Source organism: Flavobacterium sp. Root901 (genome assembly GCF_001429765.1).
Taxonomy (GTDB): domain Bacteria; phylum Bacteroidota; class Bacteroidia; order Flavobacteriales; family Flavobacteriaceae; genus Flavobacterium.
This window is the reverse complement of the sequence record NZ_LMJB01000005.1, coordinates 442612-458167: the sequence shown is the minus strand read 5'-3', so window position 1 is coordinate 458167 and position 15556 is coordinate 442612. Positions and strand designations below refer to the sequence as shown.

Below are 15556 nucleotides of genomic sequence, written 5' to 3'. Positions count from 1 at the left end.
TGATGGAAACTATTTTTTTGATTTTAGTTTCCTGGTTATATTTGTAATACAATTGGAAAAATTAAAATGAAAGAGAAAATTATATCAAAAGCAAGTGAATTATTTTTAAGACTTGGTTTTAAGAGTGTTACAATGGATGATATTGCTGGCGAAATGTGCATCTCAAAAAAAACGATCTATAAATATTTTTGTAATAAAGAAGTTTTAATTGAAGAAAGCACGTCAACAGTTCACAGACAGGTACATGAAGTTATAGATACAATTGTTGCGAAAAATTATAATGCAATTCATGAAAATTTTGAGATTAGAGAAATGTTCCGGGATATGTTTAAAAACAGTACAGATACATCTCCGTTGTACCAATTAAAAAAGCATTATCCGGAAATTTATCAAAATGTAATGACGCACGAAATAGACCAGTGCAACCATTATTTCAGAGATAATATTTTAAAAGGCATTCGTGAAGAGTTATACAGACCGGATATTAATATCGATTTATATGTTAAATTTTATTACACTCTGATCTTCCATATTAATGAAACAACAGTTTCTGAAAGAGAAGCACAAAAAATAGAGCTTGAAGCTTTAGAGTATCATACCAGAGCAATGGCAACAGAAAAAGGTATAGCTGAATTAGAAAAACAACTTGAAAAAATTAATCATAATCATCATCAATAAATAATATTTAACTACATATGAAACGAATAGTTCTTATATTTTTGTGCACAATCGGCCTGTCGGCCAGCGCACAGGTAACCAACTTAACCTTAAAAGACGCAGTTAACTATGCGCTTCAAAATAAAGCCGATGCTAAGAAAGCAAAACTTCAGGTTGAAAACAGTGAATACAAAATTCAGGAAGTCCGCTCAAGAGCATTACCTCAAATTAGTGCAAACGGAAATCTGACCTACAATCCAATTATCCAGACAACTGTTATTGACGGAGCAGGATTTGGTCAGCCGGGAACTACAATTCAGGCGGCATTTGGACAAAAATGGACTTCAACAGCGGGAGTTTCATTAACACAGGCAATTTTTGACCAATCTGTTTTTACAGGATTAAAAGCTGCAAAATCTACACGCGAATTTTATCAGATAAACGATCAGCTGACAGAAGAGCAAGTTATTGAGAGAGTTGCAAATAACTACTATTCTGTTTATGTTCAACAAGAAAGATTGATTTTATTAGACAGTAATTACGTAAACACAACGAAAGTTCGTGATATCGTACAAGGACAATTTGATAATGGTCTGGCAAAAAAAATCGACTTAGATCGTATTATCGTAAAAATGTCAAACATTGATACAGAGCGTCAGCAAATTAAAAATCAAATTACACTTCAGGAAAATGCTTTGAAGTTTTATATGGGAATGCCAATTGAAACTCAAATCGTATTACCAAAAGAAGAATTTGAAGTTGTTCCGGCTTCATTAACAGAAGAGCCAAATATTGAAAACAGAACAGAATATTTGCTTTTAAAGAAACAGGAAGAGCTTTTAGTATACAATAAAAAAGCTGTAGAAGCAGGATATTATCCAACACTTTCACTAACTGCAGGTTACAATTATATTGGTCAGGGACCGGAATTTCCTTGGTTTGCAAAACCAGATAAAGGAGTTTATTGGTCCGATTACTCTGCAATTGGATTAAACCTGCACGTGCCAATTTTTACAGGTTTTGGAACACGTGCTAAAGTAAGACAGGCAGATGTTGAAATCAGATCGCTTCAGGAAGATATTAAAGACACAAAACTTTCTCTTGATCTGGATTACAGAAATGCAATAGCTCAAATCGAAAATAACCTTGTGACTATTGAAAATCAAAAAGAAAATATGCGTTTGGCGAGTGAAATTTTAAGCAATACAAAAAACAATTACCTTCAGGGATTAGCATCTTTAACAGATTTGCTGGATGCCGAAAATGCATCTCTTGAAGCTCAAAATAACTATACCAGAGCAGTTTTAAATTATAAAATTGCCGAAATATCTCTAATCAAATCAAAAGGCGAACTTAAATCTCTTATTAAATAACTAATTACACAATGAAGAAAACTATTATAACAATCGTAATCATAATCGCAGCACTGGGTGTGATTGGATATGTCTTAAATAATAATAAGAAAGAAAATAAAGCAAAAACGGATATCGTTGCCGAAAAAAATGCAGCAGTTTCTGTAAAAGTATCTGAAGTAAAAACAGAAGAAGTTTCATTAGATTTTGTTGCAAACGGAAACTTTCAGCCAATTCAGGAATTAACTTTCTCTGCAGAAAAATCAGGAAAAGTAATTAGTGTTTTAGCAAAAGAAGGAGACTATGTAAGAGTAGGACAGACATTACTGACAGTAAGAGGCGACGTAATCAATGTTAGCGCACAACAAGCTCAGGCTGCTTATCAAAATGCAAAATCTGATTACAGCAGATACGAAAATGCTTTTAAAACAGGTGGTGTTACAAAACAACAATTAGATCAGGCAAAATTGGCTTTGACAAATGCTGAATCTAATTTGAAACAAGCAAACATCAATGTAGGTGATACAAAAGTAAAAGCACCAATCAGCGGATTTATTAATAAAAAATACATTGAGCCAGGTTCTATTTTAGCAGGAATGCCGGCTACTGCATTATTTGATATCGTTAATGTTTCGAAATTAAAATTAGTTGTAACTGTAAACGAAAATCAGGTTGCAAGCTTAAAAGTTGGAAACACTATTAACGTTACAGCTAGTGTTTATCCGGATAAAAACTTTTCCGGAAGAATTACTTTTATCGCTTCAAAAGCAGATGCTTCTTTAAATTTCCCGGTTGAAATTGAAATCACAAACAATTCAAATAACGACCTAAAAGCAGGTATGTATGGTACAGCAAATTTTGCTTCAAACCAACAAAAACAACATCTTATGGTTGTACCTAGAAATGCTTTTGTAGGAAGTGTGAACAGTAATGAAATCTTCGTAGCTGAAAACGGTGTTGCAAAATTAAGAAAAGTAACGGCAGGAAGAATTTTGGGAGACAAAGTTGAGGTTATCAAAGGTTTATCTGATGGAGAAAAAGTAATTGTTACAGGTCAGATTAACTTACAGGACGGAAACGCAATAGAAATTATTAAATAAGAGTAATTAGTGATTAAGTAATTAGTACTTAGTTAGTTCTTAGTCCCTGGAAGCAGGTAATATTTAAAACTAAGGATTAATATAACTAAGGACTAAGAACTATGAAAAACTAAGGACTTAATAAAAAAACATATGAAATTAGCCGAAATATCCATAAAACGTCCGTCGTTGGTAATTGTATTGTTTACAATTCTGACTCTTGGTGGATTGTTCAGCTACAGCCAGTTAGGCTATGAGCTGATCCCAAAATTTGAACAAAACGTTATTACAATTTCTACAATTTATCCTGGAGCTTCTCCAAGTGAGGTAGAAAATACAGTTACAAAGAAAATTGAAGATGCGATTGCGTCTCTGGAAAACGTAAAGAAAATCGATTCCAAGTCTTACGAAAGTTTGTCTATCGTTTCGATTACACTGACTTCTAATGCAAAAGTTGATTTTTCTTTGAATGATGCACAGCGAAAAATTAATGCCATTATTAGTGATTTGCCCGATGATGCAGAAACCCCTTCGCTGACCAAATTCTCGCTGAGTGATTTACCAATCATGACGCTAGGAGCTAACGGAAAGATGGACGAAGCAGAATTTTATGACTTAATTGACAAAAAAATTGCTCCTATTTTATCTCGTGTACAAGGTGTAGCTCAGGTAAACATTATTGGTGGTTCTGAGCGTGAAATTCAGGTAAACCTTGATGCTGTAAAAATGCAGGGTTATGGATTGTCTGTTCCTCAGGTTCAACAAACTATTTTAACTTCAAATCTTGATTTCCCAACTGGAAATATCCAAACAAGAAATCAAAAAATATTAATTCGTTTAGCGGGTAAATATAAAAGTGTTGAAGAATTAAGAAATCTTGTAGTTTCTTCTCAAAACGGAATTCAGATTCGTTTAGGTGAAATTGCCGATGTTCAGGATACTCAGAAAATTGCTGAAAAAATATCACGTGTAGATCAGAAAAGTGCGATCGTTTTACAAATCATTAAACAATCTGATGCAAACGCGGTTGCGGTAAGTGAGCAGTTATTAAAAACAATTGCTGTTCTTGAAAAAGATTATAAAGCTAACCAGTTAAAACTGGAAGTTGCAAAAGACAGTACCGTATTTACTCTTGAAGCTGCAGACTCTGTAGTACACGATTTATTAATTGCGGTTGTACTGGTGGCATTTGTAATGTTGTTTTTCTTGCACAGTATCAGAAACTCATTGATTGTAATGGTATCGATTCCGGCATCTTTGATCGCTACTTTTATCGGTATTTATTTAATGGGATATACGTTGAACTTAATGAGTTTATTAGGATTGTCTCTGGTGGTTGGTATTCTGGTCGATGATGCGATTGTAGTCCTCGAGAATATTTACCGACACATGGAAATGGGTAAAAGCCGAATTCGTGCTTCGTATGACGGAACTGCAGAAATTGGTGGAACAGTAACCTCTATTACATTAGTAATTGTTGTAGTATTCCTGCCAATCGCGATGAGTTCAGGATTGGTATCTAATATTATCACACAATTCTGTGTTACGGTAATTATTTCTACAATGTTGTCTCTTTTAGCTTCGTTTACAATTATTCCTTGGTTGTCTTCTCGTTTCGGAAAATTGGAGCATATTGAAGGAAAAAATTTATTTGGAAGAATTATTCTTGGATTTGAAAATTATTTAACTCGTTTTACAAACTGGGTTTCTAATTTATTGACTTGGTGTTTAGATCATTATATTAAAACAATTATTGTTGTAGTTGTTTTATTCTTAGTTTCAACAGTTGGATTGATGGGCGGTGGTTTTATCGGTGGGGAGTTCTTCGCATCTTCTGATAGTGGTGAATTCTTAGTTCAAATCGAAATGCCAAAAGATGCTTCATTAGAACAAACAAACTTCATGACTCAAAAAGCAGAAGAGTTTTTGAAGAAACAAGAATATGTTCACAGTCAGATTACAACTGTAGGACAAACGAGTGAAGGTTTTGGTGCATCTCAGGCTACAGCTTACAAGGCAGAGATCGACGTAAAAATGATCGAGCAAAAAGACCGTACAGATGATGCGAATGTTTACGCTGCAAAAATTAAACGTAAACTGGAAAAAGTATTAGTTGGGGCAAAAGTTAAAACAGTTCCGGTTGGTATTTTAGGAACTGCAGAAGATGCAACTTTAGGTTTGATCGTAACAGGTCCTTCAACAGAAGCGGCAATGGCTTTTGCTAAGCAAGCAGAAGCAGAATTACGTACAATTCCGGGAACAACGGAGATTAAATTAACTGTTGAAGACGGAAACCCTGAAATTAACGTAAAAGTAGACCGTGATAAAATGGCTGCTTTAGGATTGACACTTCAAACAGTTGGTTTGACAATGCAGACTGCTTTTAGTGGAAATACAGATGGTAAATATCGTGCAGGTGAATATGAGTACGATATCAACATAAGATATAATGCATTCGACAGAAAAAGTATTACTGACGTAAGTAACCTTATTTTCGTAAACTCTGCAGGACAACAAATTAAATTGTCACAATTCGCAGATATTACAGAAGGTTCAGGACCTAGCCAGTTAGAGCGTAGAGATAAATCTGCTTCTGTAACAGTAAAAGGACAAAACGTTGGGGTGCCATCTGGAACAATCGTTCAAAAATGGCAGGAGAAATTAGACAAACTTAAAAAACCAGCTGGTGTAAACTACATCTGGGGTGGTGACCAGGAGAACCAATCTGAAGGATTTGGTACTTTAGGAATCGCTTTATTGGCCGCTATTATTTTGGTTTACCTTGTAATGGTGAGTTTGTATGACAGTTTCGTTCACCCTTTTGTGGTATTGTTTGCTATCCCGCTTTCGTTTATCGGGGCGATGCTGGCATTGGCTTTGACTAATAACTCATTAAATATCTTTACGATTCTGGGTATTATTATGTTGATTGGTCTGGTGTGTAAAAATGCGATCATGCTTGTCGATTATACAAATCAAAGAAGAGCAGCCGGTGAATCAATCAGAACTGCTTTAATTCAGGCAAACCATGCGCGTTTACGTCCGATTTTGATGACTACAATTGCGATGGTATTTGGTATGTTCCCTATTGCATTGGCAAAAGGAGCAGGAGCTGAATGGAAAAACGGGTTGGCTTGGGTAATTATCGGAGGATTAATTTCTTCTTTATTCCTAACCCTGATTGTGGTTCCTGTAATTTATAATATCATGGAGAAAATCATTCATAAATTCTCCAAAGGAGATAAAATCGATTATGAAGCTGAAATGGTTGCCGATTACGAGCATACAGAATTAAGCGAAGACGGTTTTAATCCAAAACACACCCATTAATTTTTGATTTAATTTTAGACGAAAAATCCCAAATTCCGAAAGGAGTTTGGGATTTTTTATTTATTAGAATTTCACTTAAGATACAAATAATGATTAAAATAATCAATAATTGCTTTTCCTTCCAACAGAACATCTGCTCCAATAATACCATGAACAGGTTTTGTTTTGTAAGATTCTAAAGCTTCATTTACATGTGAAAGGTCAAAAATTACAATACTGAAATTCCTACTTTTCCAGCTTCCTAACTGCAATACATTTTGCGAAGAAATCTGAGTCCGCATTCCTGTTGCTCCGGCTCCTGAGGCTTTTGTTTTTGATTTTTTTGCAGATAATTCAAATCGCTCAATGCTTTCAAATCCAATGCAGGTGTTTGAAGCACCAGTATCTAAAATGAAATTTCCCGAAACTCCGTTAATCTTAGCTTTTATCTGAAGATGTTGTGTTTTAGTAACCTTGAATTTTATTTTTTTGTAGTGTTCTTTTTTGAGGACTTCGTGAAGATTTTCCATTTGCGATAGTAATTGAAAATCAAAAATAAACCAATTACAATCAAAAAGCTAATTCCATAATAGATATAATTTCCCGATTTTTCTTCTGCAGAAATCGAACCGTAATACACAAATGAGCTCCAGTAATAAGGTGATTTCTTAGCATTAGGAATTGATTTGTTGTTTAAATACCCGAGTTTAGCATTGGCATTTGCTTCAAAATAAGAAACATTATTTTTAACGTTTTTATAAAAATCAGACATAAAGACAGAAGTCGTAAAATCGTTTACTTTCCATAAAGAAAATAATAAATTCTGCGCGCCCGCAAACTGAAAACCTCTTGCAATACTCATTGCACCTTCTGCCTTATACAACTTTCCAATTCCGGTTTCGCAGGCACTTAAAACGACTAAATCCGGATTAATGTGAAGATTATACAATTCAGAATATAAGATTTCCTGATCATAAAATTTAATACTTGCCGGAGTTTCTATATCGCCCGAGGAAGCATGCGTACTCAAATGAAGAATCGAATAATTGGGAGCATTTCTTTTGAAATTAGAAAAACCCGCATTCGAATTTTCTAAATATTTCCCTTTAAAATTATCCCGAATCGATTCTAATTCTTTCTTCGAATAACTCAACTCAAAAGCCGTTTTTTCGAAAACCGGAAAAACACCCAAAACCGTTTTCTCTGATTTTGAGACCGGTTTTGAATTCAGATAAATATTGGCTGAGGTATTATAAGCAATTTTAAAATCGTTTAATACGTAATGCATTTTGGCAAAATTTGTTGTTTTTGATTCTTGCGTAATTAAAGCTTCAAAAGGAAGGAAATTTAAAATTCCGTCGGGAACAATTACCAGATTTTGATAAACTGATTTTTTGGGAAATTTGAGTAAATCATAAACAGCTTTTCCGTATTTGTTGTAACCTGAAATATCGTTTGTAATAGAATTTGCGTCGTTGAAATAATCTACAAAATGTAAAATTTCAGGAATTGCCAAATGATTGGTCCAAATATAATTTAGTTGAATTGTGTTGTTTTGCAAAGTGAAATAATACAATTTTTCAGCACCCATAAAATAATAAATCATCATTGCTTTATCATTTTCTAATTTTGAAAATAACGCTTTTAAATCACAGTTTTCAGGAAGATAATTTCGATTTTCAGACTGAATTTTTTTCAGCAGAAGCATCGATTCATTTTGTTTTTTTATAAAATCATTTATTTTCGAAATATCGGCTAAATCTCCTTTTTGCTGCTCTTTTAAAATGGAATTATTAAGATTTTGAAGTTCTTGTAAAAGCAGTTTTTCTTCTGCGGAAGCGTTTTCAATATTCGAAAGATAACGTTTTAAAATTCCCGATTTTGTTTTTTCTGATAACTGAAAAGCTTCTTCCAGATATTGAGTTTTTCTTTCCTTTTCATATAAACTATAATAAATCGAAATACATTTTTCTGTTCGATTACGAGATCTTAACTGAGAAATGATTTTTGAGTTTTCATAGACCAATGAATTCATTAATAAATCTTCGATATAAAAAGAAAGTTTAAAAGCATTTAAAGCTTTTTTAGGCTGCTTTAGTTGGAGAATTTCTGCCTGCAAATCGATTACATCCATCAAAAGAGTTTCTGCGTATAGTTGATTTTGGCCGGGCAGAATATTTTTTGAATTATAATTCGGGATTAAAACTTTAAAAACAGACGAAATCTGCTTTGTGCTTTCCTCATATTTTCTTTCATCAAAGAGCAGCAACGCTTTTTCATAATACAGTTTTGCGAGTTTTCTAGGCTGTTGATTTTTAGTTTCTAAAAACAATTTTTCAGCCTTTTGCATATAAGGATCAGCAATATCAAATCGATGCCATTGTCTGTTCATCGAAGCAAGATTTCGATAAGAATTTGATAAAGTCTCAGATTGATTTTTTTCGTTTTTAAGATATTCTATAGAAAGTTGAAAAGCTTTTTCGGCTTTGTCATTCGAATTTTTAATAGACAAAAGCTGTTTAGAACTTAACCAATAATTATTCCCAAGATTATTCAATAAAATACCTTTTTGAGAATTCGATAATTGTTCTGTTTTTAAAGTATTTTCTAAAACCTCAATTGCCAAAGAAATTTTCCCTGAACTTTGATAAACATTAGATAAATTAAGAATTGCAGCAAACTTCTGTTTTTGTGCATCAGGATAACTTTTAGAAGTATTTACAATAAAAAAATATTGTTTTATGGTGTTTTCGGCGCTGTCATAATCGCCCAAAACGGTATATAAATTCCCTAAAGGTTTTAAGCAGAATTCAATAATATCGTAATTACTGAGTTTGTGCTTTTGATATATTTGCCAGGCTTTTTCATAACTGGAAATCGCATTTTTTGTCTGCCCAAACTGATTTTCATAATAGGCTTTGTTGCAGTTTAAAACCACAACGGCCAATAATTCATCTTTGGTTTTAGGTTTTGGATTTCTCCAAAAATCACTTTCTGCATTCGTTAAATTTTGCAGCGCTTTCGCGGAAGGATGAGCCGTAAAAACATCAACAGCATGGTAAATTTTATCTTCCTGACTTTGTCCGAAGGCCGTCAGACTCAGAAAAAGAAAAATGAAACCATATAATTGATGTAAGTTCATGTTTATTAATGGTATAATCAAGTGTCAGTCCTGAGCGAAGTCGAAAACCTTTTTTCGTTAAGACCTTAGACTTCGCTCAGGGATGACAATATTGTTTTTAAAACTTCCAGATTCCATAAAGCTGAAAGTAATTAAAGTTCTGTTCAAAATTAATTACATAACGTGCACCTAAACTTGGCCCTATTCTGGCAAAACCTGCTGTTAAATCAAACAAAATGCCTGTTTTTATATCAGTAAAAGTATTTTTTATGCTGTTAGAACTCATAACAGAACTAATCAAAAAGTTTTCTTTGTCACCTTCATAAGTATCAGTTTGGATCCTTTGATTCTGTTCAGAAGAAACATTTATGCTGGCCTGAATACCAGCGCCAACTCCAATATAATTATTAATGTTATACCGAATCAAAACAGGAACTTCCCAATTAATATTCTTATTTTCAGTTGATATAGTGGTGCGTATCAATTGCCTTACTCCGTTTGCATTCGTATTTATCTGGTCTGTAACATTAACGGCACTATTATATTGATTTAATGCATTTACCCATTCGGCCTGCCAGTAAAAACGATACGATTTAAAAGGCGAAATTGTTGCGCCCACAAAATAACTTGTCGATTTGTCTAAATCAGGATAAAAATTGTAACCGGCTTTTGCGCCAATTGAAATTCCCGGTAAAAATCGGGTAGTGGCATAATTTGTAATTATAGGTTCATTTTTATCAAAAATAATCGAAGTACGGCTTTTGGTTTTTACTTTATGAAAATCTTCTCCAAACTTCATCGAATATTTTACAAAACCTTTTGTGCTGTCTTTTTCCTTTACATTTTTTTGTTCCGTTCCCGGAAGGTAAATATTTTTAAATGTAAATATAATTTGCTTCTGTTTAATAATTGTATCAAGGCAGCTTATGGTTGGTTCTTCGCCTTTTGGACAAATCGGACATTCGGGATACATACTTTCAATCTGAAAAGTTTTCTTGTCAAACATATCCGGAACATCGGTTTCTAAACGAATTTTTCTCGCCGGCCCTTCACCGTTATTCTGAAAACGGGTTTTAAAATTCACTCTTTTAAAACGAACCAGTCTGTAATTCATAAAACGTCCGTTAGACCCCATTTTATTAGGGTCGTGAGAGGTTACAATTTCCATTTCAAGGTTTTTAATCTTATGGTTTTTATAACTTCGATTCGGAACAAAAATCCCGCGCATAGTTACTGTTGCACTGGTGTCTTTTATCATTTCCGGAGTGGTCTTAAATGTATAAAAAACATTCCGTGTTTCTCCTGGATCAGCATCGTCAAATTCTAAAACCGAAACATTATGATACGTTTTATGAGCGTCTAAAAGCGAAGCATCAAGATCTTCTTCAGTCGTTGTATTTCTGTATTTTTTAAGTTTGAAACTATTTTCGGCAGAAGCCGTAAAATTATTAGAATCGTCAAGATCATCGACAGCTGCAACTAGGTTTTCTTTTATTTCGCGCTCGTTTGCATAAGTCCTGAAATCACTTAACTCAAAATTATTATGTTTGAATTGTTTTTCATTATAAAAAAGATACAGCTTTCCGGCTGAAACATAATTCTCCAGATTTTGATAACTTACTACGACTACCATTTCCTGTTCAGGAATTGGATCGCAGTTTTTTAAAATTGCAAAACCATTTTGATCAGCAATTGAAGCAATGTCTTTATAATTAGTATCGGTAATGTCATTTACGGCCACTTTTTTAGGCCGTGTTGCCGGAGGTTTTCCGTTGTCGTAATTGTTTGTTACAGCAAGTCTTGCAGTATATGTTCCTTTCTTTTTGTAAACATGTTTTGGTTCTGCTTCTTTGCTGTAATGTCCGTCCCCAAGTTCCCATAAATACGAATAACTAGGTTTTGGCGCACCGGCAATTGGAATCAATGGCGGCGTTTCGGGTTTAAAAGTAACGGTATTTCCGTTTTGGATAAAACCAATATTCGCTCTTCGGGTTATGGTGTCTTTTACTTTGGTTTGTCCTATCGAAAAAATTGAAAACAGAATAAAGAAAATAGACAGTTGTGGTTTCATAACTAGACAGTTTTTTAGTCTTAAAATCATCAGAATTAATTTTAAAACAGGTTTAAATGTAAAAAAAAGTGATGAGCAAATCATCACTTTTTCTTAAAAAAGCATTTGTAAGTTACTGAATGGCATTAATTGCAGCAACAAGTTGAGCTTCGGTACCGACTGTTGTTTCGGCTAGTGTAAAGGTATATACGGCATTTGCAGTTATTGTTACTCCTTTAATTGCATATCTCCAGTTTCCATTGTCTTCGGTTGCAAAAATAATATGACACGCAAGACCAATAGGAATTTGTCCATAATGTTCGCTGAATAATCCTTCAGCAGTATAAGTGTCCAATTTTGCAAGAGCATTTGTTCCTTCTCCGTCATAAGAAAGATATACAGCGCTGTTTGTATTGTTGAATCCTTCTGGAACATCAACTAAAAGAGTTGTTTTTGGTCTTGGATCGCTGTAAAAACGGTCCACATTTGTCCATCCGAAGTTTCCAAAAGTTACATAATAATTGTTTCCTTCACCTTGCACGCCGCCTTTTCCGTTTGCGCCGTCAGCACCTGCTTTTACTTCTCTCCAGGCAAGTTCTCCGGCTTCATCGATTGCACCATTCCACAATGTCATAGTGTTGTCTACGCCATCTGTTAGAGCAGCAGGAACAAGCATAGTCATAGGGCATCCGGTTTGAAGTGCAACGCCGCCCTGAGTAGCTTTGATAAAGAATTCACCACCAGAAATCAAAAGGTTTTTCTTTCCGTCAGCTGTAACTCCCATTGTTGGTTTGTTGGTAACCAGCATGTTTCCTTTGTCAAAAAGTTCAATATATTCGATGTTAACTTCTCCGGTTACAGGATTTCCGTTTTTAGTAAGGCAGTCCCCGTTGATGTTTACTTTTACGCCTTTTGCAGAAGTAAAGGTTACAACACCATCTCCGGCAGTAATAGTAAAGTTTTGTGTATTTCTTTTAACTCCTTTTTCACTTATACTTTTAAATGCCGCTGATGTTGGAGGCAGAATAGTTTCTTTATCATCGCCGTCGCTGTTATCGCAGCTTACAAATGAAAATAATAATAGAAATAAAAGTCCGATAGTTTTAAAATTTGTGTTCATAATTTCTAGTTTTATAAATCTGTCTTGATTGTCAAGCGGTTTTCAGATTCTGGTTAATAATTATATTGTTATATAAATTAAGGTTTGCTATTGTTACCCCTTGTTTTAATTTTTTTTATTGTGCTTACAGGATTAAATCAACTTTGGGTTTTATTTGTTACCTCTGATTTTATTTTTTATGCCGAAAGACATTTGTCTTCAAAAAGGTTTCCGTCTTCATCGACAGCCACTAGAATGTTTTTCTTCCGCGAAAGCGTAATAATTAAATAAATCCAGACAATTGACCAAAGCCCAAAAGTGAGACAGGTAAGGAACAGGTGCAGGAAATGTTTAATGACTTTTTTTTCTCTGCATAAAACAACGTATGGTAATTTCTCGTTATGTTCTACGATTACAAAGCCGTTTCTTGTTTTGGCAGAAATCATTTTGTAGAATTGATCTAAAGTCTTGTCGCCGGTAAATTGATAGATTTCCATTTTCTCTTAATTTTTAACTCTTTTAAAAGATTTTTGTTTTCATATATCAATTGTAATTGTTAATTGTTACCCATTTATTAGAAATTTGTTTGAGATTCTTTTTAACTTTATCTGATTAAAAGTTTTTTTATGAGTAAAACTAAAGTGCATCCTGACCAAAAATATATTGACGGACTTGCTGCAAATGACTCGGTCATAATACAGTCTATTTACAAAAAGTATGTTCCTAAAGTGGTAATGTTTATTATGAACAATTCAGGAGACAGAGATCATGCTCAGGATGTGGTTCAGGAAGTATTGATTTTGCTTTTTAATCAGGCCAAAGCCAATTCTCTGCAATTGACTTGTCCGTTTGATGCTTACTTTTTTCTTTTATGTAAAAGAAAATGGCTCAACGAACTCAAAAAAACATCCGGCAAAGGGGTAACAATTATTGAAGATGCGGTATCTATGAATGAATCTGCACTGGAATTAATTGGGCAAACCGAAGAATTTGATGAAAAACAGCAGCTTTTTGACAGTATGTTTCAAAAATTAGGAGACAAATGCAAAGAGTTATTAAAGCTGAGTTTTGAAATTAAATCGATGGAAGAAGTGGCCGAAAAACTAAACGTAACATATGGATATGTTCGTAAAAAAAAGTCGCTGTGCGTAGGCCAGTTAACACAGTGGATTCAGGAAGCAAAAAACTTTAATTCTTTAAAAAACAATTAGTCATGAACGAAGAACGCTATATATTATTTGATGAATATCTTCAAGGCGAATTAACTATTGAAGCAAAAAATGATTTTGAAAAACAATTGTCAGGAGATCCTGAATTTGCTTCCCAGTTTGAGACTTTTAAAGATGTGCAGTTTCAATTAGCGAATAAGTTTGGAATTGAGCAGGAAAGAGAAGTGTTTAAAGAAAACCTGACTCAGATTTCTGCACAGCATTTTGATAATAATCCAAAAGTAATTGGACTCAAGCCATGGTATTTAGCGGCTGCCGCTTCTGTTGCCGTTTTATTCGGGCTGTTCTTTTTTAATTACAACCAAAATCCTGTTTATGGAGATTATAATAATCCGGAACAGGCATCTTTTACAGAAAGATCTACGGCTGATGAAAACTTAAAAGCAGCAGAAAAAGCATATAATCATAAAACCTATAACAAAGCGATTCCGCTTTTTGAAGCCATTTTACAAAAGAATAAGACAGCAGAAATTCAGTTTTTCTATGGCGTTTCCCTTTTAGAAGAAAGCCATTATTTAAAAGCCGAAGCTGTTTTTAATGAGTTAAAAGCAGGAAATTCTGCTTACAAAGAGAAAGCGGTTTGGTATCTGGCCTTGTCTAAACTAAAACAAAAAGATTACGAGGGCTGTAAACAAATCCTTGAAACTATTTCTGAAGATTATGAAGGTTATGATCAGGTTGAGGAACTTTTGCATCAGCTGGATTAATTATTTAATTAAAATATCTTTTAAAAACCTTTGTCAAAGTTTTAATCGCTGACAAAGGTTTTTAGCATTGGGAATCTGACTCAATTTCGACTTCATTTGTGTCCGTTCCCGGAATTGCTATTCTTTTTTTATTATCGTAATTTTGGCATCAATAAAAATTAAAGCAATTGAACTCTACAATAACCATTACAGATACACATACGCATTTATATTCTGAAGAATTTGATCAGGATCGTGACGAAATGATTCAGCGTGCTATTAATGCCGGAATTACCCGCTTTTTTATTCCTGCAATCGATGCTGCGGCCACACAGTCGATGTATGATTTAGAGCAAAACTATCCGGATCATATTTTCCTTATGATGGGCCTGCATCCTACTTACGTAAAAGATAATTATCTGGAAGAGTTAGCGCATGTAGAAACGGAATTGTCAAAACGAAAATTCTATGCTGTTGGCGAGATCGGGATCGATTTGTATTGGGACAAAACACACTTAAAAGAACAGCAGATTGCTTTTAAAAAACAAATTCAGCTGGCAAAAAAATACAAATTGCCAATTGTAATTCATTGCCGTGAAGCCTTTGATGAAATCTTTGAAATTTTAGAAGAAGAAAAATCTGAAGATTTATTTGGGATTTTTCATTGTTTTTCCGGAACTTTATTACAAGCACAACAGGCAATTTCTTACAATATGAAATTAGGAATTGGAGGCGTGGTAACATTCAAGAACGGAAAAATTGATCAGTTTTTAAATCAAATCGATTTAAAACATATTGTATTGGAAACAGATTCGCCTTATCTGGCACCAATTCCATACAGAGGGAAAAGAAACGAGAGCAGTTATTTGGTTAATGTAATTTCAAAACTTGCCGCCATTTATGATGTGTCTGAAGATGAGATTGCAGCAATAACAACTCAAAATTCAAAAGACGTTTTTGGGATTTAACTCATG

General features: G+C 33.9%; 12 protein-coding genes. 7 read left to right on the top strand and 5 right to left on the bottom strand.

Annotated elements, in window-relative coordinates; all coding sequences use genetic code 11:
* Positions 1–66: 66 nt before the first annotated feature.
* The 4 genes from ASE21_RS05690 to ASE21_RS05675 all read left to right on the top strand — a co-directional run bounded on the left by ASE21_RS05690 (position 67) and on the right by ASE21_RS05675 (position 6418).
* Positions 67–678, top strand: coding sequence for a TetR/AcrR family transcriptional regulator (locus ASE21_RS05690; RefSeq protein WP_057121600.1), 612 nt, complete (start codon positions 67–69; stop codon positions 676–678).
* A 17-nt stretch (positions 679–695) separates the two neighbouring features.
* Complete coding sequence (locus ASE21_RS05685) at positions 696–2030, top strand: TolC family protein (RefSeq protein ID WP_057121599.1); 1335 nt, start codon at positions 696–698, stop codon at positions 2028–2030.
* Positions 2031–2041: 11 nt separating this feature from the next.
* Positions 2042–3109, top strand: a complete 1068-nt coding sequence (locus tag ASE21_RS05680; protein ID WP_057121598.1) for an efflux RND transporter periplasmic adaptor subunit — start codon at positions 2042–2044, stop codon at positions 3107–3109.
* Positions 3110–3241: 132 nt separating this feature from the next.
* Positions 3242–6418 carry an efflux RND transporter permease subunit gene (locus ASE21_RS05675; protein WP_057121597.1) on the top strand — a complete coding sequence of 1059 codons (3177 nt, stop codon included), beginning with the start codon at positions 3242–3244 and terminating at the stop codon, positions 6416–6418.
* Between the two features lie 71 nt (positions 6419–6489).
* On the opposite strand, the gene ASE21_RS05670 is transcribed toward ASE21_RS05675, so the two are convergent.
* The 5 genes from ASE21_RS05670 to ASE21_RS05650 all read right to left on the bottom strand — a co-directional run bounded on the left by ASE21_RS05670 (position 6490) and on the right by ASE21_RS05650 (position 13164).
* Positions 6490–6927, bottom strand: coding sequence for a retropepsin-like aspartic protease (locus ASE21_RS05670; protein ID WP_057121596.1), 438 nt, complete (start codon positions 6925–6927; stop codon positions 6490–6492).
* Positions 6879–9539 carry a CHAT domain-containing protein gene (locus ASE21_RS05665; RefSeq protein WP_057121595.1) on the bottom strand — a complete coding sequence of 887 codons (2661 nt, stop codon included), beginning with the start codon at positions 9537–9539 and terminating at the stop codon, positions 6879–6881. The genes ASE21_RS05670 and ASE21_RS05665 overlap by 49 nt, the downstream gene beginning before the upstream one ends.
* 97 nt (positions 9540–9636) lie before the next feature.
* Positions 9637–11589 carry a PKD domain-containing protein gene (locus tag ASE21_RS05660; protein WP_057121594.1) on the bottom strand — a complete coding sequence of 651 codons (1953 nt, stop codon included), beginning with the start codon at positions 11587–11589 and terminating at the stop codon, positions 9637–9639.
* A gap of 112 nt (positions 11590–11701) precedes the next feature.
* Entirely contained in the window at positions 11702–12688 is a 987-nt protein-coding gene (locus tag ASE21_RS05655; RefSeq protein ID WP_057121593.1) for a hypothetical protein, read from the bottom strand.
* Between the two features lie 176 nt (positions 12689–12864).
* A complete protein-coding gene (locus ASE21_RS05650) occupies positions 12865–13164 on the bottom strand; it encodes a hypothetical protein (protein WP_057121592.1) in 300 nt (99 codons plus the stop codon).
* Positions 13165–13293: 129 nt separating this feature from the next.
* On the opposite strand from ASE21_RS05650, the gene ASE21_RS05645 reads away from it, so the two are divergent.
* The 3 genes from ASE21_RS05645 to ASE21_RS05635 all read left to right on the top strand — a co-directional run bounded on the left by ASE21_RS05645 (position 13294) and on the right by ASE21_RS05635 (position 15550).
* Positions 13294–13878, top strand: coding sequence for an RNA polymerase sigma factor (locus ASE21_RS05645; RefSeq protein WP_057121591.1), 585 nt, complete (start codon positions 13294–13296; stop codon positions 13876–13878).
* 2 nt (positions 13879–13880) lie between these two features.
* Positions 13881–14603: a tetratricopeptide repeat protein gene (locus ASE21_RS05640; protein WP_057121590.1), complete on the top strand. Its 723-nt coding sequence runs from the start codon at positions 13881–13883 to the stop codon at positions 14601–14603.
* Positions 14604–14770: 167 nt separating this feature from the next.
* Complete coding sequence (locus tag ASE21_RS05635; protein ID WP_057121589.1) at positions 14771–15550, top strand: TatD family hydrolase; 780 nt, start codon at positions 14771–14773, stop codon at positions 15548–15550.
* The last annotated feature ends 6 nt before the right edge of the window (positions 15551–15556 follow it).